Source organism: Blastococcus sp. LR1 (assembly GCF_020166105.1).
Lineage (GTDB): Bacteria > Actinomycetota > Actinomycetes > Mycobacteriales > Geodermatophilaceae > Blastococcus.
The window spans coordinates 706,060-730,458 of sequence record NZ_JAIUJY010000001.1; the positions used below are offsets into that span (position 1 = coordinate 706,060).

Sequence of the window (24,399 nt, forward strand, 5' to 3'; positions counted from 1 at the left end):
GGCCGTCAGCCGGCCGTGCGGCCGAGGACGCCGGTCAGCGCCTCCCGGAGCCAGTCGGAGGCCGCCTGCCCCGAGGACGGCGCGGACACGTGGCGAGCGGCGACGACCATGTCCGGCCGCACCAGCAGCACGCCGCCGTCGTCCATCTCGCTGAGATCCGCCCAGGTCCCGTACGGGTCCTCGAACTCCTGGCCCGGACCGATCGCGACGGGCGTGATCGCCAGCCCGAACTCCGCGCCGAGGGCCACTGCCGCCTCCAGCCAGGCCTCTCCCCCGATGCCGGTGACGAGGCTGAACCGGCCGCGACCGACCAGGTCCAGGGTGGACACCCGGTGGCCGCCGCGGGTCACCCAGGTGTGCGGGATCTTCGCGCCCGGCCAGGTGGTCGGCTGGGCGTAGAGCTGCGGGTCGCGGCGGAACTCCGGCATCGGCGTTCCGTCGGGGACGACGGCGGACGACGCGTACCGGTGATTGTGCTCCACGCCGTGGGCGTCGAACTCGTAGGCCTTGTAGGCGATCGCCTCGCGCAGCGCCGCTCGGACCTTCTCCCCTTCCGGTCCCGGGGCCTTGCGCAGCGCGAGCTGGGCCTCGAGCTTCTCGACGTCCGTGGTGTCGGTCAGGTCGAGCGCGGTGATGATCTTCCCCGTGTCCGCGATGCTCTGGTTGGCCCGCTCGACGATCTGGCGGGCGACCGGAGCCCGCTCGGCGTCGTAGGAGTCCAGGAGCGCCGGGGACGCCGCCCCGGAGAGCACGTGCGCGATCTTCCAGGCGAGGTTGTAGGCGTCCTGGATCGAGGTGTTGGAACCGAGCCCGTTCGTCGGCGGGTGGCGGTGGATCGCGTCACCGGCGCAGAAGACCCGGCCCCGGGCGATCGTCGTCGCGAAGTGGTGGTTGACGGTCCACGGCGAGCGGGACTTCACCCGCATCTCGAAGTCGTCGGTCCCGACCAGCGCGACCGCCAGCTCCCGGACGACGTCGTCGGTCAGCTCCGGCGGCCCGGCGGCGACCTCGTAGCCCCACATGAGCATCCACTCGGTCCACGGCTTGATCATGCGGAGCACGCCCAGCCCGACGCCCTCCTTCTCGGCGCCTGGCTGCAGCATCCAGTAGAGGACCGAGGGCCGGTGCGCGACGAAGCGCGAGAGGTCGGCCTCGAAGACGATGCTCAGCGCCCCGCCCACGGCGCCCGGCCCCTCGAACGGCAGGTCCAGGTCCGCGGCGACCTTGCTGCGGGCGCCGTCGGCACCGATCAGGTACTTCGACCGGATCACGTACTCGGCGCCGGTGAGCCGGTCGCGGACCGTGGTGCTGACGCCGTCGTCGTCCTGCACGGAGCTCAGGTACTCGACGTCGAACCGCACGCGGGCCCCGCGCTCCTGCGCGGCCTGGATCAGCACGGGCTCGGTGATCGTCTGCGGCGCGTCGAGCATCGTGCACGGGCTCTGCAGCTCGTAGTCGGCGTGCCGGACGGTGTCGGTGCCCCAGGAGGGGATCCGGCCCAGCTCCTCGCCGGCCAGGCTCGTGCAGAAGGTCGTGTTCCCCATGAACTCCCACGGGGTGGCCTCGCGCATGAGCCGGTCCTCCAGGCCCATGTCCCGCAGCGCCTCCATGGTGCGCTGGTTGGTGATGTGCGCCCGAGGGGTGTCCGACAGCCGGGAGTACTTGGTGATCAGCAGCGCCGGAACCCCGTAGGTGGCCAGGAAGAGGACGGCGGATGCGCCGGCCGGCCCGGACCCCACCACCAGCACGTCGGTCGTGACGGCGGGGTCGGGAGAAGTGCTCGTGGGCGAGTCGGTCATGACGTCCTCTCGAGGAACTGGCGCACGGGTGCTCGCGCGGATTAGTTGAGGATTTGACCAACGTCTCCACTGCTGTGTCAAGGGTCACACGGCGCGGCGCCGCCGGGACTGTCGCGGCGGCCTTCGCGCGAGCCCGCTCCCTCGCGATCACCCCTACGATCGCCCCTCACATCGGGGACGGGGAGCACATGACGACGTGGGGCTGGGCAGGGCTGTTGGTCGGGGTCGCGGCGATCGTCGGGATCGTGGCGTTCGCCGTGCCGGGCGTGCGACGCATGCGCTACGGACTCCTGCTCTGCGCCGGCGTGCTCGTCCTGGGAGGCGTCGTCATGGGCGTGGTCGCACTGAGCGGCTCGAACTCCGACGACTCGGCGTCGGGCCCCGTGGCGGACGGACCGGTGACGGTGACCGTCGACAACCGGGTCACCGATGGCTCCGGTATGCGGGAGGACTCCGGCCCCGCCGTCCTCTCCACCGTGGCGGAGAACTACTGCTCGTCCCGCGGTTGCGCCCTCCCGGACACCGGCATGGGATCCGGCGACACCGTGACGGCGATCTGCCGGACCGAGGGTGAGCGCACCACGAACGGCGACGACTCGAGCGCCGCCGACGACGAGAACCCGGACCTCTACACCTCGACCCTCTGGTACCGCGTCGAGATGCCCGACGGCCGGACCGGCTTCCTCTCGGAGGTGTGGCTCAGCGCGGACGCCCGGGGCGGCCTGGGCCTTCCGGCCTGCTGAAACCGCCGCCCTCTACCGTTCGCGCCATGAGCGCGCCCGATCCCCTCCCCGGCTACGAGCCGGCCATGCAGAACGCATGGGACAAGGAGGTCGACCACCTGGACCGGCACTGCCAGGCCTTTGTCCGGCAGTCCCCCTGGCTGACGCTCGCGACCTCCGACGCCGACGGCTTCCCCGACGTCTCACCCCGCGGCGGCGAGGCCGGCTTCGTGAAGGTCCTGGACGCGCACCGCCTGGTGCTCCCCGACCGTCCGGGCAACAACCGGATCGACAGCCTGCGCAACGTCACGGCCAACCCGCAGGTCGCGCTGATGTTCGTCATCCCGGGCGTCCAGGAGACCCTCCGGGTGTTCGGGACGGCGGCGGTCGTGGCCCCCGACGAGCTGGACGTGGACCTCACCGAGTTCGGCCGCGCCCCGCGCAGCGCCCTGGTCGTGCAGGTGCGCAAGGCGTTCGTCCAGTGCGCCCGGTCGTTGCTGCGGTCGGGCCTCTGGAAGCCCGAGAGCTGGCCCGGGCGCGGGGACCTCGCGCCGATGGGCGAGGTCTTCCGCGACCACTGCCGGCTGCCCGCCCCGCTCCCGGCGGACGACGTGATGCACGCCGACCTCGCGCAGAACCTCTAGGCGGTACCGGCCGCCGACGTCGTGTGGTGCCGGCCGAGCGGCAGCATCAGCGGCCGGCCCGACGTCGGGTCGACGATGACCCGGCTCTCCAACCCGAAGACGGCGCGGATGCAGTCCTCGGTCAGCACGTCGGTCGGCTCCCCCGCGGCGTGCACCCGACCACCCGCGAGCGCGACCAGGTGGTCGGCGTAGCGAGCGGCCAGATTCAGGTCGTGCAGCACCATCACGATCGTCGTCCCGCGGGTGCGGTTGAGGTCGGTCAGCAGGTCGAGCACCTCGACCTGGTGGGCGACGTCGAGGAAGGTCGTCGGCTCGTCGAGCAGCAGCAGATCGGTCTGCTGGGCCAGTGCCATCGCGATCCACACCCGCTGCCGCTGGCCGCCGGAGAGCTCGTCCACCGCGCGGTCGGCCAGCGTGGTCGTCTGCGTCGCCTCCAGGGCTGCGGCCACGGCGGCGTCGTCGTCCCGGCTCCAGCGGGAGAAGACTCCCTGGTGCGGGTGCCGGCCACGGCCGACGAGGTCGGCGACGGTGATCCCCTCCGGCGCGATCGGCGACTGCGGCAGCAGGCCGAGCGTGCGGGCGAGCTCCTTGGCCGGCGTCCTGTGCACGGCTCGTCCGTCGAGCAGCACCGTGCCCGCGCGCGGTGCCAGCAGCCGGGACATCGACCGCAGCAGCGTCGACTTCCCGCACGCGTTGGCGCCCACGATCGCGGTGATCCGCCCCGCCGGCACGGCCAGGTCCAGGTGTTCGATGACGATGCGCTCGCCGTAGGCCAGCGCGAGATCCTGCGCCACGAGCGAGTGGTCAGTGGTCAGAGCGAGCCTCCGGCGCGGTTGGTGCGGATGATCAGGTACAGCAGGTACGGCGCCCCGAGCACTCCGGTGACGACGCCGACCGGATAGCGCGTCCCGAGGGCGAACTGCCCCACGAGGTCGGCGACGAGCACCAGCAGCGCGCCCACGAGCGCGCCCGGCACGAGCAGCGAGCCGTTCGGCCCGACGAGGCGGGCCGCGATGGGCCCGGCGAGGAACGACACGAACGCGATCGGCCCGCACGCGGCCGTGGCGAAGGCGACCAGGCCGACGGCGGTGACGATGGCGATCAGCCGGGTGCGCTCGACCCGGACGCCCAGCGCCGAGGCGGTGTCGTCACCCAGCTGCAGCGCCGCGAGGTTGCGCGTCTGGCCCAGCAGGACCGGCGTCAGCACCAGCAGCGCGACCAGCGCCGGGCCCACCGCCACCCAGGTGGTTCCGTTGAGGCTGCCGGTCAGCCAGCGCAGCGCCTCCTGGTAGTCCCACTGCCCGGCCCTGGTCAGCACGTAGTTGACGACGCTGTTGAGCATCGCGCCGACGCCGATGCCGATCAGGATCAGCCGGGTGCCGGCGACGCCGTTGCGGGACGACAGCAGGTAGATCAGCAGCGCCACGCCCAGCGCCGCCGCGACCGCCAGGGTCGACACCGCCGTTCCGCTCAGCCCGAACACCACGATGCCGACCACCGCGGCGGCACTGGCGCCCGAGCTGATCCCGATCACGTCCGGGCTGGCCAGCGGATTGCGCAGCATGGTCTGGAAGGTGACGCCGGCCAGGCCGAAGCTCAGCCCCGCGACGACGGCGAGCACCGCCCGCGGCAGCCGCAGCCGCCCGACGGTGAAGCTCGCGCCCGGCACCTGCTCGCCGAGCACCACCCGCCAGACGTCGCCCATCGGGTAGAAGGTCCGCCCCACCATGAGCGTGAGGGCGAAGGTGGCGACGACGAGCACCGAGAGCAGGGCGATCACCAGGCGGCGGCGCGAGGCGCGGCGGACCCGGTCGCGGGCCACCGCGTCGACGGTTCCCTCGGGAGAGGCGACGACGGCGGTCACAGCTCGCGCACCTTCTGCCGGCGCACGATGGCGATGAACAGCGGAGCCCCGACGAGCGCGGTGATGATGCCGACGTCGAGCTCGCTCGGGCGGGCCACGATGCGCCCCACCACGTCGGAGAGGGTCAGCAGGCAGCCGCCGGTCAGCGCCGAGAACGGCAGGAGCCAGCGGTGGTCCACGCCGACCAGCAGCCGGCACAGGTGCGGCACGACCAGTCCGACGAACCAGATGGGCCCGGCGACGGCGGTGGCGGCGCCGCACAGCACCACCGAGCCGAAAGCGGCGAGCGCGCGGGCGAGGGCGACCCGCTCACCGAGGCCTGCCGCGAGCTCGTCGCCCAGCGCGAGGGAGTTCAGGCTGCGGGCCGACAGCAGGCTGATGACCAGCCCGGCAGCCAGGAAGGGCAGCACCGGAACGAGGGTGGCGAAGGTCGCGCCGCCCACGCCGCCGACCTGCCAGGACTGCACGCCGGCGGCGATGTCACCGCGGGGCAGGGCGATCGCGGTGATGAAGGAGGTGAGAGCCGCAGACGTGGCGGCGCCGGCCAGCGCCAGCTTCAGCGGCGTCGGCCCGCCGCGCCCCAGCGACCCGACGACGTAGACGAAGACCGCGGCGAGGGCGGCTCCGGAGATCGCGGTCAGGATGATGCTGGTCGCGGAGAACAGGCCGAACCAGGCCAGGCCGGTGACCACGGCCAGCGAGGCGCCCATGTTGATGCCCAGGACGCCTGGGTCGGCCAGCGGATTCCGGGTGACGCCCTGCATGACCGCGCCGGACAGGCCCAGGGCCGCGCCCACCAGGACGGCGAGGACCGTGCGCGGGATCCGCTTGGTCACCGCGGCCTCGGCGATGGTGTCGGTGGACCCCCCCAGCGCGCCGACGATGTCGGACCAGCCGACACCGCGGGAACCGATGGCCACCGAGGCGATCATCAGCAGCACGAGCAGGCCGACGACGGCCAGCAGCCAGAGGAACCGCACCGACCCCGGGCGCCGCGCGGGAGCGGCGTCCGGGGTCGGGGCGGGGTGGAGCGCGGTCACGGAGTGGTCGTCACGCCGTCTTGTCGGCGGCCTCGGCGAGCATGGACACGTAGTCCTCGAGCACCCAGGAGATCGCCAGCGGGGTCGGGTTCGCCGCGGTGCCGAGCGGGGTGTCCGGCAGCAGGACGATGGAACCGTTGGCGACGGCCGGCATGCGCGAGAGCAGCGGGTCGGCCTTCAGCGCGTCCACCAGTTCCTGGTCGCCGTAGGTGACGATGATCTGCACATCGTCGAGGGTGTCGATCTGCTCGGCGCTGATCGTGCCCGAGAACTGCTCGGGGTCGGTCGCGGCCGCCTCGACGCTGGCCGGAGTGGCCAGTCCGAGGTCCTCGAAGAACGCGCTGCGGGTGTCGAACGGCGTGTAGTAGCTGACCACGCTGAGGTCGGTCGTGTCGACGTGCGTCAGGAACATCGTGTTCTTGCCCTCGAGCTCGGGGTGCTCCCCGACGGTGTCGTCGATCTGCTTCTCGAGGTCGGCGACGAGCTCCTCGCCCTCGGCCTCCATGCCCATGCCCTTGGCGTTGACCTCGATCATCTCCCGCCACGGGGTCGCCCACGGCGCCTCGGGGTAGGCGACGACGGGCGCGATCTCGCTGAGGGTGTCGTAGTCCTCCTGGGTCAGCCCGGAGTAGCCCGCGAGAATCACGTCGGGGTTGGTGTCGGCGACGGCCTCGAAGTCGATGCCGTCGGTCTCGTCGAACAGCACGGGGGTCTCGGCGTCGAGCTCCTCGAGCCGCTCCTTCACCCACGGCAGCAGGCCGTCGCCGTCGTCGTCGCCGAAGTTGGCGGCGGCCATGCCCACGGGGACGACGCCGAGCGCCAGGGGCACCTCGTGGTTGGCCCACTGGACCGTCGCCACGCGCTCGGGCTTGGCGTCGATGACCGTCGTGCCGAGCGCGTGCTCGATGGTCACGGGGGTGAAGTCAGCGCTGCCGCCGGGCTCCGTCGTGGAGTCGGAGGAGCAGCCGGCGAGACCGCCGGTCAGCACCAGCGCAGCAGAGAGGGCGACCAGGGTCGTTGCTCGGGTCATGGGGGCCTTCCGTCGTCAGGCCGTGCCGCAGGGGGACGGCACGGGAGTCACGCGCTCCGGTGCGTGACCCGCGACGGACGTGCGGGTGAGAACCCGGGAGGACGCCGCTGCGCCGGAGCGAAGCGGACTGAGGTTAGCCTTACCTGACTGGCAAGATCAACGAGGGTCCCCGCCGCCGTCGGGGACGCCCTCGATCACAGCTCCGTCGGCAGGCCCAGCGCGGCGAAGAGCTCGCAGTCCAGGTTCAGGAAGCTGGAGATGTGGGCGATCCGGCCGTCCTCGATCTCCAGCACGTGCAGACCCCACGGCACGTGCCCACCACCCTCGACCGGGCGGTACTGGGCCACCGCCGGCGTTCCGTTGGCCGAGGTCTGGATCAGCTTGGAGTTCTTGCAGCCGGCACCCGGACCGAGCATCCAGGTGCCGATGTCCTCACGGCCCTTGAGCCACATCTCGAACGGCGGCATGTGCTGGGTCGCGTCCTCCGCGAGCAGCTGCACGAAGGCGTCGATGTCGTAGCGCTCGAAGGCGTCCAGGTAGCGGGCGAGCAGGGCGCGGTCGTCGGAGTCCAGCGAGCGGGGCGCCGGCCGCCCCTCGAGGTCGGCCAGCGTGGCGCGCGCCCGCTGCAGGGCGCTGTTCACCGACGCCACCGTCGTGTCGAGCAGCTGCGCGACCTCCTCGGCCTTCCAGCGCAGCACCTCGCGCAGGATCAGCACCGCCCGCTGGCGCGGGGGCAGGTGCTGCAGCGCCGCGACGAACGCCAGCCGCACCGACTCCCTGGCCACCGCCTGCTCGGCCGGGTCGCCGTCCTCGGGGATGACCTGGCGGTCGAGCACCGGCTCGACCCAGGCCGAGGCGGGCAGGCGACCTGCCAGCGAGGCCTCCACCGGCGCATAGGGCGAACCGGAGAGGTCCATCGGCAGCGCCCGCCGCTGCCGGCCGTTGAGCTGGTCCAGGCAGACGTTGGTCGCGATCCGGTAGAGCCACGAGCGCAGCGCTGACCGGCCCTCGAAGTCGGCGATCCCGCGCCAAGCGCGCACCATCGTCTCCTGCACCGCGTCCTCGGCGTCGAAGATCGAGCCGAGCATCCGGTAGCAGTAGCCGGTGAGCTCACGGCGGTGCTCGAGCAACCGCGGATCCAGCTGGTCGATCGGGCCGAGCGCGACGCTGGTCACCTGCATGCACCTCCGGGGAGCGACGAGGCGATCAGCAGACCACAGCCCACCGACGGAACGGGAGGGGTCGCGCGCTACTGGTAGCTGATCAGGTCGGGAACGGGCGCCACGCCGCTGATCGTCTCGCCGGGGGTCAGCATCGGGAGGTCCTCGTCGTGGAAGTTCTTCCAGCCCCACGACAGACCGGCGGGCGCATCGCGGTGCAGCGCCGCCCAGGTCGCCTGCTTGTCGCCCTGGCCACCCTGGCCGTCGGCGTGGATCATCACCGCGAGCTCGTCGCGGCTCGTGTCCACGCGCTCCCGGCCGGGCAGCATGTCCAGCCGGAACTGGTGCAGGACGAGGAGCTTCTGCGGCAGCGCGCTCTCCCGCGTGAGATCGGCCAGCCAGGTGACCACCTGGTTGACCTCCTCGACGCCCACCGAGCCGATCTGCTCGAGGTGCACCTCACCCGGCCCCAGCCGCCACTCGGGGTCCAGCGCCAGGCCCACGTGCGGGAGCTCCAGCAGCGAGCGGTACTGCTCGGCCTGGGTGACGAAGTCGGTGCGCCCCGGCTGCAGGTCGAGAACGACGTAGAGCCCGGCCTTCCCGGCCGCCTCCACCCACGGACGGAGGAACTCGGGATCGGCCTCGGCGGAGTAGTTGCCGTCGCTGCCGGCGGACGACGAGGCGACGGTCGCGATGATCTCGAACGCCGGCACCACCGTCGCGTCGACGAGCGGCTCGTAGGAGGCGGCGTACTCCTGCGCCCGCTCGATGGCCGCGTCCAGCGGCTGCTCGCCCATGACCCCGAGGGCGCCCGTGCCCGGGTGGCCGTACAGGGCCACGATCAGCCGGCCCGGGAAGAGCAGCTGCCCACCGCCGGGCAGCTGCTCGCCCGTCGCGGCGGTCGCCGTCTTCCAGTCCAGCCCGTCCTCGGCGGCGAAGCCGGCGCCGAGCGCGACGACGGACGTGTTCGGCGCGTCCGCCAGCGCGCTCACGACGTCGGCCGAAGCCCGCGGGTCGGTGGCACCGCCGGTGAGGACCACCTGCGCTCCGGCCGCCCGGGCAGTGGCGATGCCGGCCACCGACTCCCCCGTCGCCAGCACGACGACGTCCTCCAGCGGCTCGGGACGGTCGACCGCGGGCAGCGTGCCGTCGCCCGCCTCGCCCGACGGTTCCTCGCCCCCGGCGCGCAGCGCGGCGGGCTCCGAGCCGTTCAAGCCGGCGACGGCCGCGGCGTCGCCGTCGACCGGCACCTCCTCCGCGTCCGCGAACTCCAGGCCGGTCGCCTCCTCGACGGCCTCGGGGCTCGCCGGGACGGCGAGGACCTCGGGTCCGTCGGAGCCCAGCTCCACGTTCCCGACCGCCAGCACGTCCGTGGCACCCAGCCGCTCCAGCTCCTCGGCCACCGGCGCGGCGTCGGACTCCACGACCAGCAGCGGAACGCCCAGGCCGACGGCCGCGGAGGCCCCGAGCAGCGTGCCGGCCCGGTCGTCGGCGTCCGCGACGACGGCGACGCCGGACCTCTCGAACAGGGTGCGGCTCGTGCTGACCGAGGCCCCCGCCGGGTCCTCGTCGGCGACCAGGGTGAGCTGCTGGCCCGGCTCGGCGAGGGTGACGGTCGCCTGTTCGTCGCCGGACGGCTCGTCGGTTCCGGTGCACGCGGCCAGCAGGCCTGCGGTGAGCACGAGCGGCAACGCGCGGGAGCGCACGAGGCGGCCTCCGTTCCTCGGGAGTGAAACGTCCGACCCTAGCGAGGGAGCCGGGCACGGACCGGTGCTGGACACGGCGCCACGGCTGCCGGGAGCATCGACGCGGAGATGAGCGCACACGCACGGTCGGGCCAGCCCGACCACGAGGAGACCGGGCAGCGGGATGGGTTCGGCGTCCCCGGCCGAGCAGGGTCGACGGCATGACCACAGACACCCTCGTCCTCCCGCCGCCGCCGGCCGTCGCCTCGCCGCCGGACCTCCGTTCCCGCCTCCGCCAGCTCGGGATCGACACCGGGTACACGCTGAGCAACTTCCCGATCGGGATCGCCGCGTTCGTCGTCGTCGTCACCGGCCTGGCGCTGGGGGCGGGTCTGCTGGTGATCTGGGTGGGCGTGGCGGTGCTCGCCGCGACCCTGCTGGCGGCGCGCGGCTTCGCCATGGCCGAGCGGGCCTGGCTGCCCGCCGTCCTCGGTCGCCCGGTCCCCCGCCCGGCCTACCTCCGGCCCGAGGGCCGACCGGTGCGCAAGCTCGTGACGCCGCTGCGCGATCCGCAGACCTGGCTGGACGTGCTGCACGCGCTGGTGCGGTTCCCCTTCACCATCGCGGGCTTCGTCGTGACCGTGACGATGTGGGCCGGCGCGCTCGGGGGCCTGACCCGCGGTCTCTGGGACTGGGCTCTGCCGAACGGCCCCGGCGACCGGGACCTGCCGGAGCTGCTCGGACTCGGTAACGGCGCCACCACCCGGATCATCTTCTACACCGTCGTGGGTCTGCTCTTCGCCGTCGTGCTGCCGTTCGCCGTCCGCGGCATCGCGCTGCTGCAGGCGCAGCTCGGCCGGGTCCTGCTGACCTCGCGGGCGGCCGCCCAGGCCGAGATCGGCCGGCTCTCCGAGGGTCGCGACGCCGCCGTCGCTGCCGAGGCAGTGGCGCTGCGCCGCCTGGAGCGCGACATCCACGACGGCCCGCAGCAGCGCCTGGTCCGCCTCGGCATGGACCTGGCCCGCGCCCAGCGCCAGCTCGACCGCGACCCGCAGGCCGCGCGCGACACCCTCGGTGAGGCAGCCGATCTGGCCCGCGAGACCCTCGAGGAGCTGCGCGCGCTCTCCCGCGGGATCGCGCCGCCGGTGCTCGCCGACCGCGGCCTGGCCGCCGCGCTGGCCGCGCTCGCCGCCCGCTCCCCCGTGCCGGTCGACCTCGCCGTCGACCTGCCCACCGAGCGGCTCGCTCCGGTCACCGAGAACACCGCCTACTTCGTCGTCAGCGAGGCGCTGGCGAACGTGGCCAAGCACAGCGAGGCCGACCTCTGCCGGGTGGTGCTGGCCTGCGACGCCGGCCGGCTCCGGGTCGTCGTCGAGGACGACGGCACCGGCGGCGCGGTGCTCGCGCCCGGCCACGGCCTGGCCGGGCTCGCCGACCGGCTGCAGGCGGTGGACGGCGTCCTGGCCGTCGACAGCCCGCGCGGCGGCCCGACCCGGCTCACCGCGGAGCTCCCGTGCGGGTAGTGCTCGCCGACGACTCCGTCCTCCTGCGGGAGGGCCTGGTCCGGCTGCTGGAGGAGGCGGGCACCGAGGTGGTGGCCGCGGTCGGCGACGGGCTCTCGCTCGTGCGCGCGGTCACCGAGCACCGCCCGGACGTCGCCGTCGTCGACGTGCGGATGCCGCCGACGCACACCGACGAGGGTCTGCGCGCCGCCGTCGACGCGCGCCGGGCGGTGCCCGGCACCGCCGTCCTCGTGCTCTCCCAGTACGTCGAGGTCGCCTACGCCGACGAGCTGCTGGCCGACGGCGCCGGCGGGGTCGGCTACCTGCTCAAGGACCGGGTGGCCGACGTCGACGCGTTCCTCACCGCGCTCGAGGACGTCGTGGCCGGCGGCACGGTGCTCGACCCGCAGGTGGTGGCCCAGCTGTTCGCGCGTCGGCGCTCCGACGACCCGGTGCGCCGGTTGACCGCGCGCGAGCGGGAGGTGCTGGGGCTGATCGCCGAGGGGCACTCGAACGGCGCGATCGCCCGGCTCCTGGTGGTCACCCCGGGCGCGGTGGAGAAGCACACCCAGCACATCTTCGCCAAGCTCGGGCTCGCTCCGGACGAGGACCAGCACCGCCGGGTGATGGCCACGCTGGCCTATCTGCGCGGCTGAGCGGCCGCCTCCTGGTCGGGGGGCGGTCCGCCGGGGATGGGCGGACGGACGTCATGTCCGCGTTGCAGTTCTGGGTGCCACACGCTCGCCCACCTCCCGCTCCGGGGCTCGCTGCCCCGACGCTGGAGGGCGGTCCTGACCCGCCGGTGCAGCTTGTCGAGGCGATGCCGCTCGGTCCTGAACCCGGCGGTGACGATGTCGTTCCTCGTCCCCGAACACCGGTAGCGAGGCGACTCGCGGTAGTGGAGGGCCCCGGTCCACCCATCGTTCGCGAGCACCTGGACGGAGCAGTAGGCCTTGTCATGGAGAGCCAGGAGCGCCTCCAACGTCCGGCCCTTGGACGACACCCCTTCGTGCCCCCAGGCGTGCAGGCGTTCCTCCGTGCGCTGGGTCATCTGCTCCACCTCCAGGTGGAGGATGGTGTGCGCCCGGGGCCCCAGCGTCTTCATGTCCGCCGGCGATGTCGCGAAGCGGAGCGACATGGACGTGCCTGCACGTCCAGGGTCGACGCCCTCTGCGAAGACGCGCGCATGAAGTTCTGCCGCTGCGATGGAGCGGAGCCAGCTCGCATTCTTGACCTTGACCCGATAGGCCGATCCGCTGCGCTTCGTCGAGTCCGGCCACTTGCTGATGAACGGTGACCACTTCAGCCGGGGCGTCAGCAAGAGCTGGGCGATGGTCCAGGCGACGACGCCGGTGACCAGCCCTCCGGCAACAGACGCGACTGTGCTCCCCATGTCCGGCCCCCGTCGTCCTCGTCCCTGGAAGCAGGGTGGCGGATGCGTTTCACGGACGCCAGACTGTGCGGCACGGCCGGTCCACGGGCCAGGGCTTGCGTGCTCGGCGCGCAGAGAGCCTCAGACGTTCGCGCGGTACGCCTCGGCCAGCAGATCGCGCACCTCGTCGTCGACGTCATCCACCGACGTCAGCGCGATCCGGACGGCGCAGTCGCGGTTGCCGACGCTGCGCGCGGGAAGCAGCCGCCCGCCCGGTTCGCGGTCGTCGAGCCGCAGCCCCAGGTCGACCCGGCTCTTCGTGGAGGCCTGGAGGACGGCGAAGGTGCGCCGCGGGCCGACCAGCGAGACGTAGCCCTTGCGCGCCTGCACGTGCACCTCGCCGAGCGCCAGCGCGGCCGCGACGACGGCGTCGTACACCGGCCGCAGGTCCGGCCGGTCGGCGTACTGCGCCTCGACCAGCTCGTCGGCCGACGCGGTGAGGAACGCGAGATATCCGAACCGCTCCATGACCAGCAGCATCTGCGCGTAGCCGGTGATGCCCCGCTCGGCGAGCCACGCCCGCAGCTCCGGCTCGGTGGTCGCTCCGGACTCCTGCACCCGCGCGTTCCAGGTCGGGACGTCGTCGCCGGTGGTCGCCACCAGTCGTTCGGCGATCCCGCTCATCATCTCCGCCCAGCTGCGCGTCACGGCCGCCATCCTGGCGCACCGATATCCGCTGGCCCGCTGTCGGACCCGGCGGGTAGACACGACCCGTGGCCGACGACGTCTCCTCCCAGCTGCGCCCGTTCACCGTCGACGAGTGGCCGCTGGTCAGTCGCGCCATGAGCTCGGTGTTCGCCCACGACCCGAGCGGCCCGTACCAGGACGAGCCCTCCCCCATCGCCGAGCTGGACCGGTCCCTGGGCCTCGTCGAGGACGGCCGCGTGGTGGCGACCTCGGGGATCTACAGCATGCAGCTGACCGTGCCCGGGGCAGTCGTGCCGATGGCCGGCGTCACCTGGGTGACCGTCTCCCCCACCCACCGCCGGCGCGGCATCCTGACCGCGATCATGCGGCGCCAGCTCACCGAGCTGCACGAGCAGGAGCGGGAGGCGGTCGCCGGGCTCTGGGCGGCCGAGGCGCCGATCTACGGCCGTTTCGGATACGGCGTCGCGAGCCGTCGTGGCGGCTGGACCGGGCGGATCGAGCGGCTGCGACTGCGCGGCGACGTCGACACCGGCAGTGGCCGGGTGCGCATCGTCGAGCAGGACGAGTTCCGGGGGCCGGCCGCGGCGGTGCACGAGACCCTGCGCCGGTTCGTGCCGGGCAACACCGCCCGCGACGAGCGCTGGTGGGACCGCGCGCTGCACGACGACCCGGAGCAGCGGCACGGCGCGACCGCCCGCCGGTTCGCGCTGCACACCGAGACCGACGGCTCGGTGACCGGCTACGCGACCTACCGGGTCAAGGAGGGGTGGACCGACGCCGCCGAGCCCAACGGCACGCTTCTCGTGGAGGACGTGCGAGCGACCAGCTCGGCGGCGTACGCCTCGCTCTGGCAGTTCCTGCTCGCCCACGACCTGATGCGGACCCTCGAGGCGCCGAACCTCTCCTCGGAGGATCCCCTGCTCCACCTGCTGCAGGACTGGCGGGCGCTCAACGCCCGGACCGTCGACGGGCTGTGGGTGCGCCTGGTCGACGTCGGCCGCGCACTGGCGGCCCGCCGCTACCCGACGCCGATCGACCTGGTGATCGGGGTGCGCGATCCGTTCTGCCCGTGGAACGACGGGAACTGGCGGCTCTCCGGGCATCCCGCCGGCGGCTACTGCGGAAAGACCGACCGCGATCCCGACCTGGTGCTGGACATCGAGGCGCTCTCGTCGGCGTACCTGGGTGGCATCTCGCTCGGAACGCTGCAGGCCGCAGGACGGGTGACCGAGGTGAGCCCGGGCGCGGTCACGATGGCCAGCACCGCGTTCGGCTGGCCGGTCGCGCCCTGGTGCCCCGAAGAATTCTAGAAGGACCCCGCCGCCCCCACACCTCGCTCCGCTCGGCGCGGGCCCCTGCAGCGGGGCCGTTCCATCCGGTTACCTGGTGGGCAGGCCGCCCGCGGGGCGGTGCCGGTCGCGCTCGTAGTCGGTGATCAGACCGATCCGGCGGACGTGCCGCTCGTCCTCGCTGAACGGCGTCTTCAGGAACTCCAGGACGAGGGCGGAGGCCTCCTCGTCGCTGTGCTGACGGGCGCCGATCGAGACGACGTTGGCGTTGTTGTGCTCGCGGGCGAGCTGCGCGGTGGCGGTGTTCCACACCAGCGCGGCGCGGACGCCGGGCACCTTGTTGGCAGCCATCTGCTCGCCGTTGCCGGAACCGCCGATGACGACGCCCAGCGAGCCGGGCTCGGCGACGGTCCGCTCACCGACCTCGAAGCAGAACGGCGGGTAGTCGTCCTGGGCGTCGTACTCGAACGCCCCGCAGTCCACCGGGTCGTGGCCTGCCTCGGCCAGCACCTTCTTCAGGTACTCCTTGAACTCCAGGCCTGCGTGGTCGGTACCGATGAAGACGCGCATGGCGACCAGTTTGGCAGGCTCGCCCCGTGGCGGTGCTCGGGGTCGACGGCTGGCGGGGTCGGTGGGTCGGCGAGCGCCCGGAGGGCCAGTACGTCCGGCTGATGGTGCTGGAGGACGTCGCCGCCGTCCTCGCCGTACCGGACGTCGAGCTGATCGCCATCGACATGCCGATCGGGCTCTCGGAGACCGGCCGCCGCACCTGTGACGACCTCGCCAGGAAGCGCCTCGGACGAGCCGGCAGCTCGGTGTTCCCCGCTCTCCTGCGCCAGGTCCTGGCCGCCGGCGACTACGCCCTGGGTGACCGACCGAGCGGATCGTGGAGGTGCACCCGGAGCTGGCCTTCCGCCAGATGGACCTGCGGGTGACCGGCCCGAAGGTCACCACCCGCGGCACCATGCAGCGACTCACCGCGCTGTGCGGCGTCATGGACGTCGAGCGGGCGCTCGCGGAAGCGCCGCCGCTCGTGCCGATGATCGACGCCCTCGACGCCTGCGCTGCGGCCTGGTCGGCGCAGCGCCTCGCTCGGAACCGGGGCGAGTGCCTCGGCGACGGCACCCTCGACAGTCGCGGCCGCCCGATGCGGATCTGCTTCTAGGACCCGGAAAACCACGGGCCATCCCGGCCCTGGCCCGCCAGAATCCCGGAGCACCGACCGTTCCGGGAGGCACGTCCATGCGCATCACGACCGAACGACTGCTCGACGGCGGGCTCCTCGAGCGCGGGTTCACCCTCGGCGACATCCCCGGGATCTTGTGGACGCCAACGTCCGCTTCCGGTTCGGTCCCGCTGATCCTGCTCGGCCACCCGCCACTGGGCCTGCGACAGATGTACCCGAGGCTTCTCGCCCGGGCCCGTAGCGCAAGCGCCGACGGCTTCGCCGCAGCGACCATCGAGCTCCCTGGGAGCGGGGAGCGGCCGCGGGAGGACGCTCTCGAGCAGGGCCGGGGCGACCTGCTCCGGGTGACGCAGGCCGGTGGACCGGTTCCGGCCGCGGTCGTCGACGCCCTGATCCTGCCCCTGGTGGAGCGCGCGGTCCCCGAATGGCGGGCCGCCCTGGACGCGCTGCTGTCGCTGCCCGGGATCGGCGGTCCGGTCGGCTACTCGGGCGGGGTCATCGCCATCGGTGTCCGCCTGGCGGTCGTCGAGCCGCGGATCGTGGCCGTCGGCCTCTTCGCCGGCAGCCTCGTACCCCGCGCCGTCCTCGAGGAGGCCCGACGAGTGACCGTTCCGGTGCACGTGCTGCTGCAGTGGGACGACGAGGGCAACGACCGGCAGGCGTCTCTGGACCTCTTCGACGCCTTCGCCTCCGCGGAGAAGACCCTCCAGGCCAACACCGGCGGGCACACCGGAGTCCCGGAGCACGCCGCGCACGACGTGTCCCGGTTCTTCCGCCGCCACCTCGGGCGACCAGCGGTCCCTAGGAGCCGGTGAGCTTGCGGACCACCGAGAGCGGCAGCGCGCGGAGCAGTCCGGCGACCGGCCGCCACGGGAGCTCGGGCACGTAGCCGCGCACCGGCTCCCGCTCGATGACCTCGGTGAGCGCCTTCACGCCCTTGTCCAGGCCCACGGTGAGCGGGCCACGGCGGCCGACGTTGATGTCGGTGGCGATGTACCCGGGCAGGATCGCCGAGATCACGATCTGCGAGCCATAGACGTCGGAGCGCATGCCCTCGGCCAGTGAGTTGAGCGCGGCCTTGCTCGCGCCGTACGCCGTCCGGGTCCCCGGCATGCCGCGCACCGAGGCGACCGAGGAGATCAGCACCAGGTGCCCCATCCCCTGGGCGCGGAACAGCTCCATCGCCGCCTCGCACTGGGCGTGCGAGCCGAGTACGTTGGTGTGCAGGACGGCCCGGTTGGCCGCGGCCTTCCCGGTGCCGATCGAGGCGCCCGCGCCGATGCCGGCGTTGACGATCACCCGGTCCAGCCCGCCCAGCCGGTCGGCCAGCTCCGGGAACACCGTGGCGACCGACTCCGGGTCGTCGACGTCCATAGCGGCGACCTCCACCCGGATGCCCGGGTGCTCGGCCAGCAGCTGCTCGCGCAGCGCCTCGAGCCGGTCGACGCGTCGGGCGCAGAGCGCGAGGTCGCGTCCCATGGCGGCGAACCGGCGGGCCATGCCCTCGCCGAGTCCCGCGCTGGCGCCGGAGATGAAGATGCGCTGACGAGTGGGGTGCGGCACACCGACAGCATGCCGCACCCCCCGCCGTCAGCTGCGGGTGAGCTCCAGGGCGTCGGCGGGCACCGAGTCCATGTCCGGGCCGGTCGACCGGGTGCGCTTGAGCTCCCAGAAGTCGGGGAGGTTGGCCAGCAGGACGGCGCCGTCGAAGGCCTTGCCGGCGTCCTCACCGGTGGGCACCTTGCTGATGACCGGACCGAAGAACGCCACGCCGTCGATGTGCATGACGGGGGTGCCGACGTCGTCGCCGACCGGGTCCATGCCCGCGTGGTGGCTCTTCTCCAGCGCCTCGTCGTACTCGGTCGACGTCGCCGCCTCGGCCAGCGACGCCGGCAGGCCGACCCGCTCCAGCGCCGGAGCGATGAGCTCGTCGAGCTCCTTCTGCTCGTGGTGCCGCAGGGTGCCCATGGCGGTGTAGAGGTCGCCGAGCACCTCGTCGCCGTGCTGCTGGGCGGCGGCGATGGCCACGCGGACCGGGCCGATCGCCTGCTTCATCATCTCCTGGTACTCCTCCGGCAGGTCCCGCCCGCGGTTGAGGACCGCCAGGGACATGACGTGCCAGTGCAGGTCGATCTCCCGCACCTTGGCGGCCTCGAGCACCCAGCGGCTGGTCAGCCAGGCCCACGGGCACAGCGGGTCGAACCAGAAGTCGACCCGGGCCTTCGTGGGGGCGCTCTGCACTGCCTCGGTCATCCGTACTCCTCGCTCCGTGGTCGGGCGGCTGTGCCCCGACGTCGTCTGGTGGCTGGCAAGCCGGGGCGGGCGACGGTTGTTCCCGTGTACCGGGCGGACGGGCGCGCCCCCATGACAAGCTGCCGGGGTGGCCGTACCCAACCTGACCCGCACCGATGCCGCCGCGCGCGCAGAGCTGCTCGCCGTCCAGAGCTACGACATCTCCCTCGACGTCACCGACGGGGCCGGACGCCCCGGGGAGCACACCTTCCGGTCGACGACGACGGTCGAGTTCACCAGCCGCCAGGCCGGCGCGGAGACGTTCATCGACCTCGTCGCGGAGAACGTGCTGACGGCGACGCTGAACGGCACCGAGCTCGACCTCAGCACCTACACCGAGGACGGCGGCCTGCCGCTGCCCGAGCTGGCGGAGCAGAACACCCTCGTGGTGACGGCGGACTGCCGGTACTCCAACTCCGGCGAGGGCCTGCACCGCTTCCTGGACCCGGTCGACGGGCAGGTGTACCTCTACACGCAGTTCGAGCCGGCCGACGCGAAGCGGATGTTCACCTGCTTCGACCAGCCCGACCTCAAGGCCACCTTCACGATGCACGTGACGGCACCCTTCGACTGGCAGGTCGTCTCCAACACCGGCGACCGCACCATCGAGGCCGGTGAGGGCGGCTCCCAACTGGTGCACTTCGCGCCCACCAAGCGGATCTCCACCTACCTGGTGGCGCTCATCGCCGGCCCCTACGCCAAGGTCACCGACCTGCACGAGGGCATCCCGCTGGGCCTGTACTGCCGGGCGTCGCTGGCGGAGTTCCTCGACGCCGAGGAGCTCTTCCGCGTCACGAAGCAGGGCTTCGACTTCTACCACCGGGTGTTCGACTACCCGTACCCGTTCGACAAGTACGACCAGCTCTTCGTGCCCGAGTTCAACGCCGGGGCCATGGAGAACGCGGGTGCGGTGACGTTCCTCGAGGACTACGTCTTCCGCTCGAAGGTGAGCCGGGCCCGCTACGAGCGGCGCGCCGAGACGATCCTGCACGAGCTGGGGCACATGTGGTTCGGCGACCTGGTGACCATGCGCTGGTGGGACGACCTGTGGCTCAACGAGTCCTTCGCCACCTACATCAGCACCCTGTGCCAGGCGGAGGCCACCGAGTACACGACCGCGTGGACGACGTTCGCCAACACCGAGAAGGCCTGGGCCTACGCGCAGGACCAGCTGCCCTCGACGCACCCGATCGCCGCGGACATCCCCGACGTCGAGGCGGTGACGGTCAACTTCGACGGCATCACCTACGCCAAGGGCGCCTCGGTGCTCAAGCAGCTGGTGGCCTACGTCGGCCGCGACGAGTTCCTCGCCGGTGTGCGCCGGTACTTCCGCAAGCACGAGTACGGCAACACCACGCTGGACGACCTGCTGGCGCCGCTGTCGGAGGCCTCCGGGCGCGACCTCTCCGAGTGGGTCGAGCAGTGGCTCCGGACCAGCCAGGTCAACACCCTGCGCCCGGTCTTCGAGCTCACCGAGGACGGCAGGTACGCGAGCTTCGCCATCGAGCAGACCGCGGTCGCCGAGCACCCGGTGCTGCGCAACCACCGGCTGGCCGTCGGCCTGTACAGCGAGGGCCCCGAGGGGCTGACCCGCAGCCACCGCGTGGAGCTCGACGTCGCCGGTGCCCGCACCGAGGTGCCCGAGCTCGCCGGGCACCCCGCCGCCGACCTCGTCCTGGTCAACGACGACGACCTGACCTACGCCAAGCTGCGTCTGGACGAGGCGTCGCTGGCCACCCTGCGGGCCCGCATCGGCGCGATGCCCGACCCGCTGGCCCGCGCGCTCTGCTGGTCGGCCGCCTGGGACATGACCCGCGACGCGGAGCTGCCGGCCCGCGAGTGGGTGCAGCTCGTGCTGGCCGGGATCGGCGCCGAGACCGAGAGCAGCGTGATCCAGTCGCTGCTCGCCCGGACGCAGACGGCGCTCTCCTCGTTCGCCGATCCGTCCTGGGCGCCGACCGGCTGGACGCAGCTGGCCGACCATGCCCTCGCCGCGCTGGAGGCCGCGCCGGCCGGGAGCGACGAGCAGCTGCTGTGGTCGCGGACCCTCGCTACCGCCGCGCGCAGCGACGAGCACGCGGCTGCCCTGCGCGGGCTGCTCGACGGCTCGCGCACTCCGGAGGGGCTGACCGTCGACGCCGACGCGCGGTGGGCGTTCCTGCACGGCCTGGTCGCCATCAGCGCGGTGGGCGACGCGGAGATCGACGCCGAGGCGGAGCGCGACGCGACCGCCACCGGCATCCGGCGGGCGGCGACCGCCCGGGCACTGCGTCCGACGGCGGAGTCCAAGGAGGACACCTGGCAGCGGGCGCTCACCGACGAGACGATCCCGAACGCCGTCCACGAGGCGATGCTCCAGGGCTTCTGGCACAACGCCCAGCGGGAGCTGACGGCCGGGTACGTCGAGCGCTACTTCGCCGAGATCCGGCCGCTGTGGGACCGCCGGCCGGGCGAGATCGCGAAGAACGCCGTCCAGTACCTGTTCCCGCCGGTGGTGGAGCCGCGGACCCTCGTCGCCGCCGACGCGTGGCTGGCCGACGCCGAGCATCCGCCGGCGCTCCGCCGGCTGGTGTTCGAGGGCCGTGACGGCATCGCCCGCGCCCTGCGTGCCCGTGAGCGGGACGCCGAGGCCGGACTCGCCGAGGGCTGACCGCACGAACGACGGAGCCCCGTCCACCAGCTGGTGGACGGGGCTCCGTCGTTCCCGGCCCGTGGTTCAGGCCGCCTCCAGGGACGCACGGAGCCACTCGCGGAGGCGCTGCGCGTGCGCTGCCAGGTACTCGGCCACGTCGGCCGGGCGACGGACGTTCAGGGTCAGGTTCACCTGGTGGAGGACCCGGGCCGCGAGCAGCGTCTCCAGCAGCTCGTCGGGGAGCACCGGCCAGGGCCGGAGCTCCGCGTAGCCGCTCCGGAAGGCGTCGACCAGTCGGGTCCCGCCGGAGGTGCGACGGAGCGCGGCGATGCTGATGGCCAGGTCCTGGACGTCGAAGCCCCACACGAGGTCCTGGAAGTCGATCGGCACGAGCCCTCCGTCCCGGGCCACGATGACGTTGGCCGGTGTGAGGTCGCCGTGGAGCAGGTACGGGCGGTGCGGCGGGTTCCGCCACAGCTGGTCCAGTCCGGCCTGCGCCCGCTCGAGGGCATCGGCGAAGACGCCGCCGCACGGCACCTCCGGTTCAGTCAGGCGGGTGGGGAGGCGCCAGTGGAGCACCCGGTCGGCGACGAGCACGTCCGGTCGGCCCGGAAGGACCCACGCCTCGGCGTCCGCGTGCAGACGCGCGGCGAGCCGGCCCAGCGCCGCAGCGGTCGGCGCGGTCAGCCGGGTGCGCAGCGAACGTCCGCCGATCCAGTCGAACAGCGCACAGGTCCGGGTTTCCCCGTCCCCCGTGTCGACCTCTGTGCCGACGGCGCCGGTCCGGTTCGCGCGGAGTGCGGGCACGGCCATGCCCCGCTCTCCGAGTCGGCGGAGCCAGTCGCCCTCCGTCTCCAGCGTGCCCTCGGGATGGATCTGCAGCCGCGCCCCCACGCGAAGGGCGTAAGTGCCGGAGGCCGTGGTGACCCGGGAGACGCTGTTGAACGACTCGGCCGCCCGGGAGACCCGGCGCGGGACGAGGTCGTAGCGCCGCAGGGCCGTCAGCGCGATCTCCCGCGGGTCGTCCACGAGGGCATCGTGCCCGCCGGAGCGCGGAAGGACGAAGGCGCCGCAGCCCCGAGGGGTGCGGCGCCTTCGGCGTCGTGCGCCCCGTCCGGGGGGACGAGGCGGTGCGTTCAGTGGCGCAGGGACGCCGGGTGGCCCGCCTGGTCCGACAGCTGGCGCAGCCCGTTGACGATGCCGCCCACGATGTCGCCGTTGCCGAACGAGCTGGTCATGGAGAGCACCGCCAGCGCGCAGGCGCGGTCGGGCAGCCGGCGGGCCGCGCCGGCACCGGTCACGACCTCCACCACCCGCTGCCCGGGCGAGAGCGCGATCAGCACGGCGTCGCTCGGGTGGGCACCGGAGCGGGCGTGCAGCTCCTCGGCATGCGAGCGGGTGGGGGTGCGCAGCTCACCCACATAGAGGGTGAAGCGCAGGCCGGTCTCCCGGGAGGACATGGTGAGCGCCTCGTCGAGGCGGGCCAGCTCCTTGTAGGTGAACACGTCCTCGATGCTGCTCTCGTCGGTGCGGGCAGCAGCGGTCGTGGCGGTGGCGGTGTCGTGGGAGTCAACTTCGAGCGCGCGGGTCATCGCCGGTCTCCGGGGGTGTTCGTGAGGACGTCGGAAGGGGTCACCGGAGCACCGGTCACCAGGTGCCGCGGGCGCCGCCGAGCGGACCCGCGGGCTGGGCGGCGTGCGCGGTGGAGGAGGAACCGTGCGACTGGCCGCCGCTCACGGCGTGGGTGGCGGTCGCGTCGCTGCCGTGCCGCTCGCCGTAGACCGAGGAGCCGATCGCGGCGGTCTCGCCGCCACCGTGGCCGCCGCCGGGGGCGTGCGCGGGGTGCGGCTCGAACCAGAGGGGTGCGTGGTCCCAGGCCTGACCCGGCTTGTACCGCGGACGCCGGTTGGCGCCGGGCTTCAGGGTCAGCAGCGCGAGGACGACGACGATGGCCAGCGGGATGCCCGCGAACACGAGGAGGGCTTCGGCGACGTTCACGGGGGACAACTTACCGGTGGCGCGCCCGGTTCACCGGCTCGCCGCCCAGACGGCGGGGCGTCGTCCCGCCCACGGCCGGGCTTCCTCCAGCTGGGCCGAGAGCGCGACCAGCGTGGCCTCGTCCGCGGGCCGCCCCACGAGCATGCTGCCGATGGGCAGATCGTCCGCCGTCCAGTGCAGCGGCACGCTCACCGCGGGCTGCCCGGTCACGTTGAACAGCGCGGTGAACGCCGCGTAGCGCTTTTGCCGCTCGAAGTCCGGGCCGCCCTCGCCGTCCTCGGTGAACCAGCCGATCGGCCGGGGCGTCATGGTGAGCACAGGTGCGAGCAGCACGTCGTAGCCGGCGGTGGCACGGAGGAACTGCCGGGAGAACATCCGCAGCGCGAACATGGCCTCCATCGCGTCGCGGGCCGACAGCGCCAGGCCGCGGTCCTGCATCCACCGGGTGAGCGGCGCCAGCCGGTCCTCCCGCCCCGCGGGCACCGGCAGCGTGGTCGCGCTCAGCGCCCACACCCGCTCGAAGGAGGGCAGCACCGCCGGGTCCAGCAGCCCGTGCGGCACGTCCTCGACCGTGTGCCCGAGCGACTCCAGCAGCCGGCCCGCGTCGTCGAGCGCCTCTGCCACCTCCGGCTCCAGCTCGGTGCCAGGCATCGCCGACTCGGTGTAGCGCCCGATCCGCAGTCGGCCCGGGTCGCGGTCGGCCCACCCGAGGAAGCTCTCCCCCGGCGGCAGCGGCGGCGCCCAGGACGGGTCACCGATCTCCGGACCGGCCATCGCGTCGAGCATCGCGGCGGCGTCGCGAACCGTGCGGGCCAGCGGGCCGCTGGTGCCCAGTCCGGTCACCTCGCTGCCGTACGGGGCGTTGCTGATCCGCCCGCGCGTCGGCTTGATCCCGAACAGACCGTTGATGCTGGCCGGGATGCGAATCGAGCCGCCGCCGTCACTGCCCTGGGCGAAGGGCACGAACCCCGCGGCGACGGCGACCGCCGCTCCCCCGCTGGAGCCGCCGGCCAGCCGCGAGGGATCCCAGGGCGACCGCGCCGGGCCGACGAGCTGGTTGTCGGTGTAGCAGGGGAAGCCGAACTCCGGGGTGTTCGTCTTGCCCAGGCTGATCGTGCCGGCGTCGGCCAGCCGGGTGACGACGGCGTCGTCCACCGAGGGCACGAAGTCGGCGAGCGCCGCGGAGCCGAACGTCGTCCGCACGCCGGCCGTGTTGTTCAGGTCCTTGATCGCGGTCGGGACGCCGAGCAGCGGCGGCAGCTCCCCGCCGGCCCGGACGCGGGCCTCCGCCTCGGCGGCCTGTGCGCGGGCGCGCTCCGGCGTGACGGTGAGAAACGCTCCGAGGGCGGCGTCATGCGCCTCGATCCGCGCCAGTGCGTGGTCCACCAGCTCGGTCGGGCTGATCTCCTTGGCGCGGACGGCGGCGGCCTGCTCGAGCGCGGTGAGGTCGTGCAGCTGCGTCACGACCAGGACGTT

The 24,399-nt window shown here is 73.1% G+C and carries 25 protein-coding genes; 9 read left to right on the forward strand and 16 right to left on the reverse strand.

The window, feature by feature from the left end:
• Positions 1–5: 5 nt before the first annotated feature.
• Positions 6–1,799 (reverse strand): FAD-dependent monooxygenase, encoded by a 1,794-nt coding sequence (locus LBW97_RS03500; protein WP_224498007.1) that lies wholly within the window; start codon positions 1,797–1,799, stop codon positions 6–8.
• Between the two features lie 188 nt (positions 1,800–1,987).
• Between LBW97_RS03500 and LBW97_RS03505 the strand changes: the two genes are divergently transcribed.
• Both LBW97_RS03505 and LBW97_RS03510 read left to right on the forward strand, forming a co-directional pair.
• Positions 1,988–2,542, forward strand: a complete 555-nt coding sequence (locus tag LBW97_RS03505; protein WP_224498008.1) for a hypothetical protein — start codon at positions 1,988–1,990, stop codon at positions 2,540–2,542.
• Positions 2,543–2,568: 26 nt separating this feature from the next.
• Positions 2,569–3,165 (forward strand): MSMEG_1061 family FMN-dependent PPOX-type flavoprotein, encoded by a 597-nt coding sequence (locus LBW97_RS03510; protein WP_224498009.1) that lies wholly within the window; start codon positions 2,569–2,571, stop codon positions 3,163–3,165.
• Here LBW97_RS03510 and LBW97_RS03515 read toward each other — a convergent pair.
• From LBW97_RS03515 to LBW97_RS03540, 6 genes are all read right to left on the reverse strand, one after another.
• Complete coding sequence (locus tag LBW97_RS03515) at positions 3,162–3,959, reverse strand: ABC transporter ATP-binding protein (RefSeq protein ID WP_224498010.1); 798 nt, start codon at positions 3,957–3,959, stop codon at positions 3,162–3,164. The genes LBW97_RS03510 and LBW97_RS03515 overlap by 4 nt on opposite strands.
• A gap of 17 nt (positions 3,960–3,976) precedes the next feature.
• On the reverse strand, positions 3,977–5,029 hold the full coding sequence (locus LBW97_RS03520; protein ID WP_224498011.1) for an iron chelate uptake ABC transporter family permease subunit: 1,053 nt from the start codon (positions 5,027–5,029) through the stop codon (positions 3,977–3,979).
• Entirely contained in the window at positions 5,026–6,069 is a 1,044-nt protein-coding gene (locus LBW97_RS03525; protein WP_224498012.1) for an iron ABC transporter permease, read from the reverse strand. The genes LBW97_RS03520 and LBW97_RS03525 overlap by 4 nt, the downstream gene beginning before the upstream one ends.
• 10 nt (positions 6,070–6,079) lie before the next feature.
• On the reverse strand, positions 6,080–7,099 hold the full coding sequence (locus LBW97_RS03530; RefSeq protein WP_224498013.1) for an iron-siderophore ABC transporter substrate-binding protein: 1,020 nt from the start codon (positions 7,097–7,099) through the stop codon (positions 6,080–6,082).
• 194 nt (positions 7,100–7,293) lie between these two features.
• Positions 7,294–8,280 (reverse strand): sigma-70 family RNA polymerase sigma factor, encoded by a 987-nt coding sequence (locus tag LBW97_RS03535; protein ID WP_374489314.1) that lies wholly within the window; start codon positions 8,278–8,280, stop codon positions 7,294–7,296.
• A 68-nt stretch (positions 8,281–8,348) separates the two neighbouring features.
• Positions 8,349–9,965 carry a hypothetical protein gene (locus LBW97_RS03540; RefSeq protein ID WP_224498015.1) on the reverse strand — a complete coding sequence of 539 codons (1,617 nt, stop codon included), beginning with the start codon at positions 9,963–9,965 and terminating at the stop codon, positions 8,349–8,351.
• Between the two features lie 200 nt (positions 9,966–10,165).
• Here LBW97_RS03540 and LBW97_RS03545 point away from each other — a divergent pair, with 200 nt between their 5' ends.
• Complete coding sequence (locus LBW97_RS03545; RefSeq protein ID WP_224498016.1) at positions 10,166–11,467, forward strand: sensor domain-containing protein; 1,302 nt, start codon at positions 10,166–10,168, stop codon at positions 11,465–11,467.
• Complete coding sequence (locus LBW97_RS03550; RefSeq protein WP_224498017.1) at positions 11,458–12,102, forward strand: response regulator transcription factor; 645 nt, start codon at positions 11,458–11,460, stop codon at positions 12,100–12,102. The genes LBW97_RS03545 and LBW97_RS03550 overlap by 10 nt, the downstream gene beginning before the upstream one ends.
• Here the strand turns inward: LBW97_RS03550 and LBW97_RS03555 are convergent.
• Together LBW97_RS03555 and LBW97_RS03560 are read right to left on the reverse strand one after the other, a co-directional pair.
• On the reverse strand, positions 12,087–12,839 hold the full coding sequence (locus LBW97_RS03555) for a hypothetical protein (RefSeq protein ID WP_224498018.1): 753 nt from the start codon (positions 12,837–12,839) through the stop codon (positions 12,087–12,089). The genes LBW97_RS03550 and LBW97_RS03555 overlap by 16 nt on opposite strands.
• A gap of 120 nt (positions 12,840–12,959) precedes the next feature.
• A complete protein-coding gene (locus tag LBW97_RS03560; RefSeq protein WP_224498019.1) occupies positions 12,960–13,526 on the reverse strand; it encodes a DUF5655 domain-containing protein in 567 nt (188 codons plus the stop codon).
• A gap of 65 nt (positions 13,527–13,591) precedes the next feature.
• Between LBW97_RS03560 and LBW97_RS03565 the strand changes: the two genes are divergently transcribed.
• Positions 13,592–14,836 carry a GNAT family N-acetyltransferase gene (locus LBW97_RS03565; RefSeq protein WP_224498020.1) on the forward strand — a complete coding sequence of 415 codons (1,245 nt, stop codon included), beginning with the start codon at positions 13,592–13,594 and terminating at the stop codon, positions 14,834–14,836.
• 69 nt (positions 14,837–14,905) lie between these two features.
• Here the strand turns inward: LBW97_RS03565 and LBW97_RS03570 are convergent, their stop codons facing one another.
• Positions 14,906–15,385 (reverse strand): ribose-5-phosphate isomerase, encoded by a 480-nt coding sequence (locus LBW97_RS03570; RefSeq protein WP_224498021.1) that lies wholly within the window; start codon positions 15,383–15,385, stop codon positions 14,906–14,908.
• Positions 15,386–15,411: 26 nt separating this feature from the next.
• Here LBW97_RS03570 and LBW97_RS19765 point away from each other — a divergent pair, with 26 nt between their 5' ends.
• The 3 genes from LBW97_RS19765 (at position 15,412) to LBW97_RS03580 (ending at position 16,816) form a co-directional block, all read left to right on the forward strand.
• Positions 15,412–15,750 (forward strand): DUF429 domain-containing protein, encoded by a 339-nt coding sequence (locus LBW97_RS19765; RefSeq protein WP_308010406.1) that lies wholly within the window; start codon positions 15,412–15,414, stop codon positions 15,748–15,750.
• Complete coding sequence (locus LBW97_RS19770; protein ID WP_308010407.1) at positions 15,747–15,980, forward strand: DUF429 domain-containing protein; 234 nt, start codon at positions 15,747–15,749, stop codon at positions 15,978–15,980. Before LBW97_RS19765 ends, LBW97_RS19770 begins: the two co-directional genes overlap by 4 nt.
• 77 nt (positions 15,981–16,057) lie before the next feature.
• Positions 16,058–16,816, forward strand: coding sequence for a dienelactone hydrolase family protein (locus LBW97_RS03580; RefSeq protein ID WP_224498022.1), 759 nt, complete (start codon positions 16,058–16,060; stop codon positions 16,814–16,816).
• On the opposite strand, the gene LBW97_RS03585 is transcribed toward LBW97_RS03580, so the two are convergent.
• Both LBW97_RS03585 and LBW97_RS03590 read right to left on the reverse strand, forming a co-directional pair.
• Complete coding sequence (locus LBW97_RS03585) at positions 16,803–17,564, reverse strand: SDR family oxidoreductase (protein ID WP_224498023.1); 762 nt, start codon at positions 17,562–17,564, stop codon at positions 16,803–16,805. The two genes, LBW97_RS03580 and LBW97_RS03585, sit on opposite strands and share 14 nt — an antisense overlap.
• A gap of 27 nt (positions 17,565–17,591) precedes the next feature.
• The gene (locus LBW97_RS03590; RefSeq protein ID WP_224498024.1) at positions 17,592–18,254 is read right to left on the reverse strand and encodes a DsbA family protein; all 663 of its coding nucleotides are present in this window, start codon (positions 18,252–18,254) and stop codon (positions 17,592–17,594) included.
• A gap of 127 nt (positions 18,255–18,381) precedes the next feature.
• Between LBW97_RS03590 and pepN the strand changes: the two genes are divergently transcribed.
• On the forward strand, positions 18,382–20,943 hold the full coding sequence (pepN, locus tag LBW97_RS03595; protein ID WP_224498025.1) for an aminopeptidase N: 2,562 nt from the start codon (positions 18,382–18,384) through the stop codon (positions 20,941–20,943).
• A 66-nt stretch (positions 20,944–21,009) separates the two neighbouring features.
• Here the strand turns inward: pepN and LBW97_RS03600 are convergent, their stop codons facing one another.
• From LBW97_RS03600 to LBW97_RS03615, 4 genes are all read right to left on the reverse strand, one after another.
• A complete protein-coding gene (locus LBW97_RS03600; protein ID WP_224498026.1) occupies positions 21,010–21,954 on the reverse strand; it encodes a phosphotransferase enzyme family protein in 945 nt (314 codons plus the stop codon).
• 107 nt (positions 21,955–22,061) lie between these two features.
• Positions 22,062–22,517 carry a DUF5130 family protein gene (locus LBW97_RS03605; protein WP_224498027.1) on the reverse strand — a complete coding sequence of 152 codons (456 nt, stop codon included), beginning with the start codon at positions 22,515–22,517 and terminating at the stop codon, positions 22,062–22,064.
• Positions 22,518–22,572: 55 nt separating this feature from the next.
• Positions 22,573–22,923, reverse strand: coding sequence for a hypothetical protein (locus LBW97_RS03610; protein ID WP_224498028.1), 351 nt, complete (start codon positions 22,921–22,923; stop codon positions 22,573–22,575).
• A gap of 30 nt (positions 22,924–22,953) precedes the next feature.
• Positions 22,954–24,387 carry an amidase gene (locus LBW97_RS03615; RefSeq protein WP_224498029.1) on the reverse strand — a complete coding sequence of 478 codons (1,434 nt, stop codon included), beginning with the start codon at positions 24,385–24,387 and terminating at the stop codon, positions 22,954–22,956.
• Between the last annotated feature and the right edge of the window lie 12 nt (positions 24,388–24,399).

Coding starts and splice junctions, on each gene's coding strand:
- LBW97_RS03500 (WP_224498007.1), bottom strand. CDS start 1,799: ATGACCGACTCGCCCACGAGCACTTCTCCCGACCCCGCCGTCACGACC.
- LBW97_RS03570 (WP_224498021.1), bottom strand. CDS start 15,385: ATGCGCGTCTTCATCGGTACCGACCACGCAGGCCTGGAGTTCAAGGAG.
- LBW97_RS03605 (WP_224498027.1), bottom strand. CDS start 22,517: ATGACCCGCGCGCTCGAAGTTGACTCCCACGACACCGCCACCGCCACG.
- LBW97_RS03545 (WP_224498016.1), top strand. CDS start 10,166: ATGACCACAGACACCCTCGTCCTCCCGCCGCCGCCGGCCGTCGCCTCG.
- LBW97_RS03555 (WP_224498018.1), bottom strand. CDS start 12,839: ATGGGGAGCACAGTCGCGTCTGTTGCCGGAGGGCTGGTCACCGGCGTC.
- LBW97_RS03510 (WP_224498009.1), top strand. CDS start 2,569: ATGAGCGCGCCCGATCCCCTCCCCGGCTACGAGCCGGCCATGCAGAAC.
- LBW97_RS03590 (WP_224498024.1), bottom strand. CDS start 18,254: ATGACCGAGGCAGTGCAGAGCGCCCCCACGAAGGCCCGGGTCGACTTC.
- LBW97_RS03580 (WP_224498022.1), top strand. CDS start 16,058: ATGCGCATCACGACCGAACGACTGCTCGACGGCGGGCTCCTCGAGCGC.
- LBW97_RS03505 (WP_224498008.1), top strand. CDS start 1,988: ATGACGACGTGGGGCTGGGCAGGGCTGTTGGTCGGGGTCGCGGCGATC.
- LBW97_RS03535 (WP_374489314.1), bottom strand. CDS start 8,280: ATGCAGGTGACCAGCGTCGCGCTCGGCCCGATCGACCAGCTGGATCCG.
- LBW97_RS03530 (WP_224498013.1), bottom strand. CDS start 7,099: ATGACCCGAGCAACGACCCTGGTCGCCCTCTCTGCTGCGCTGGTGCTG.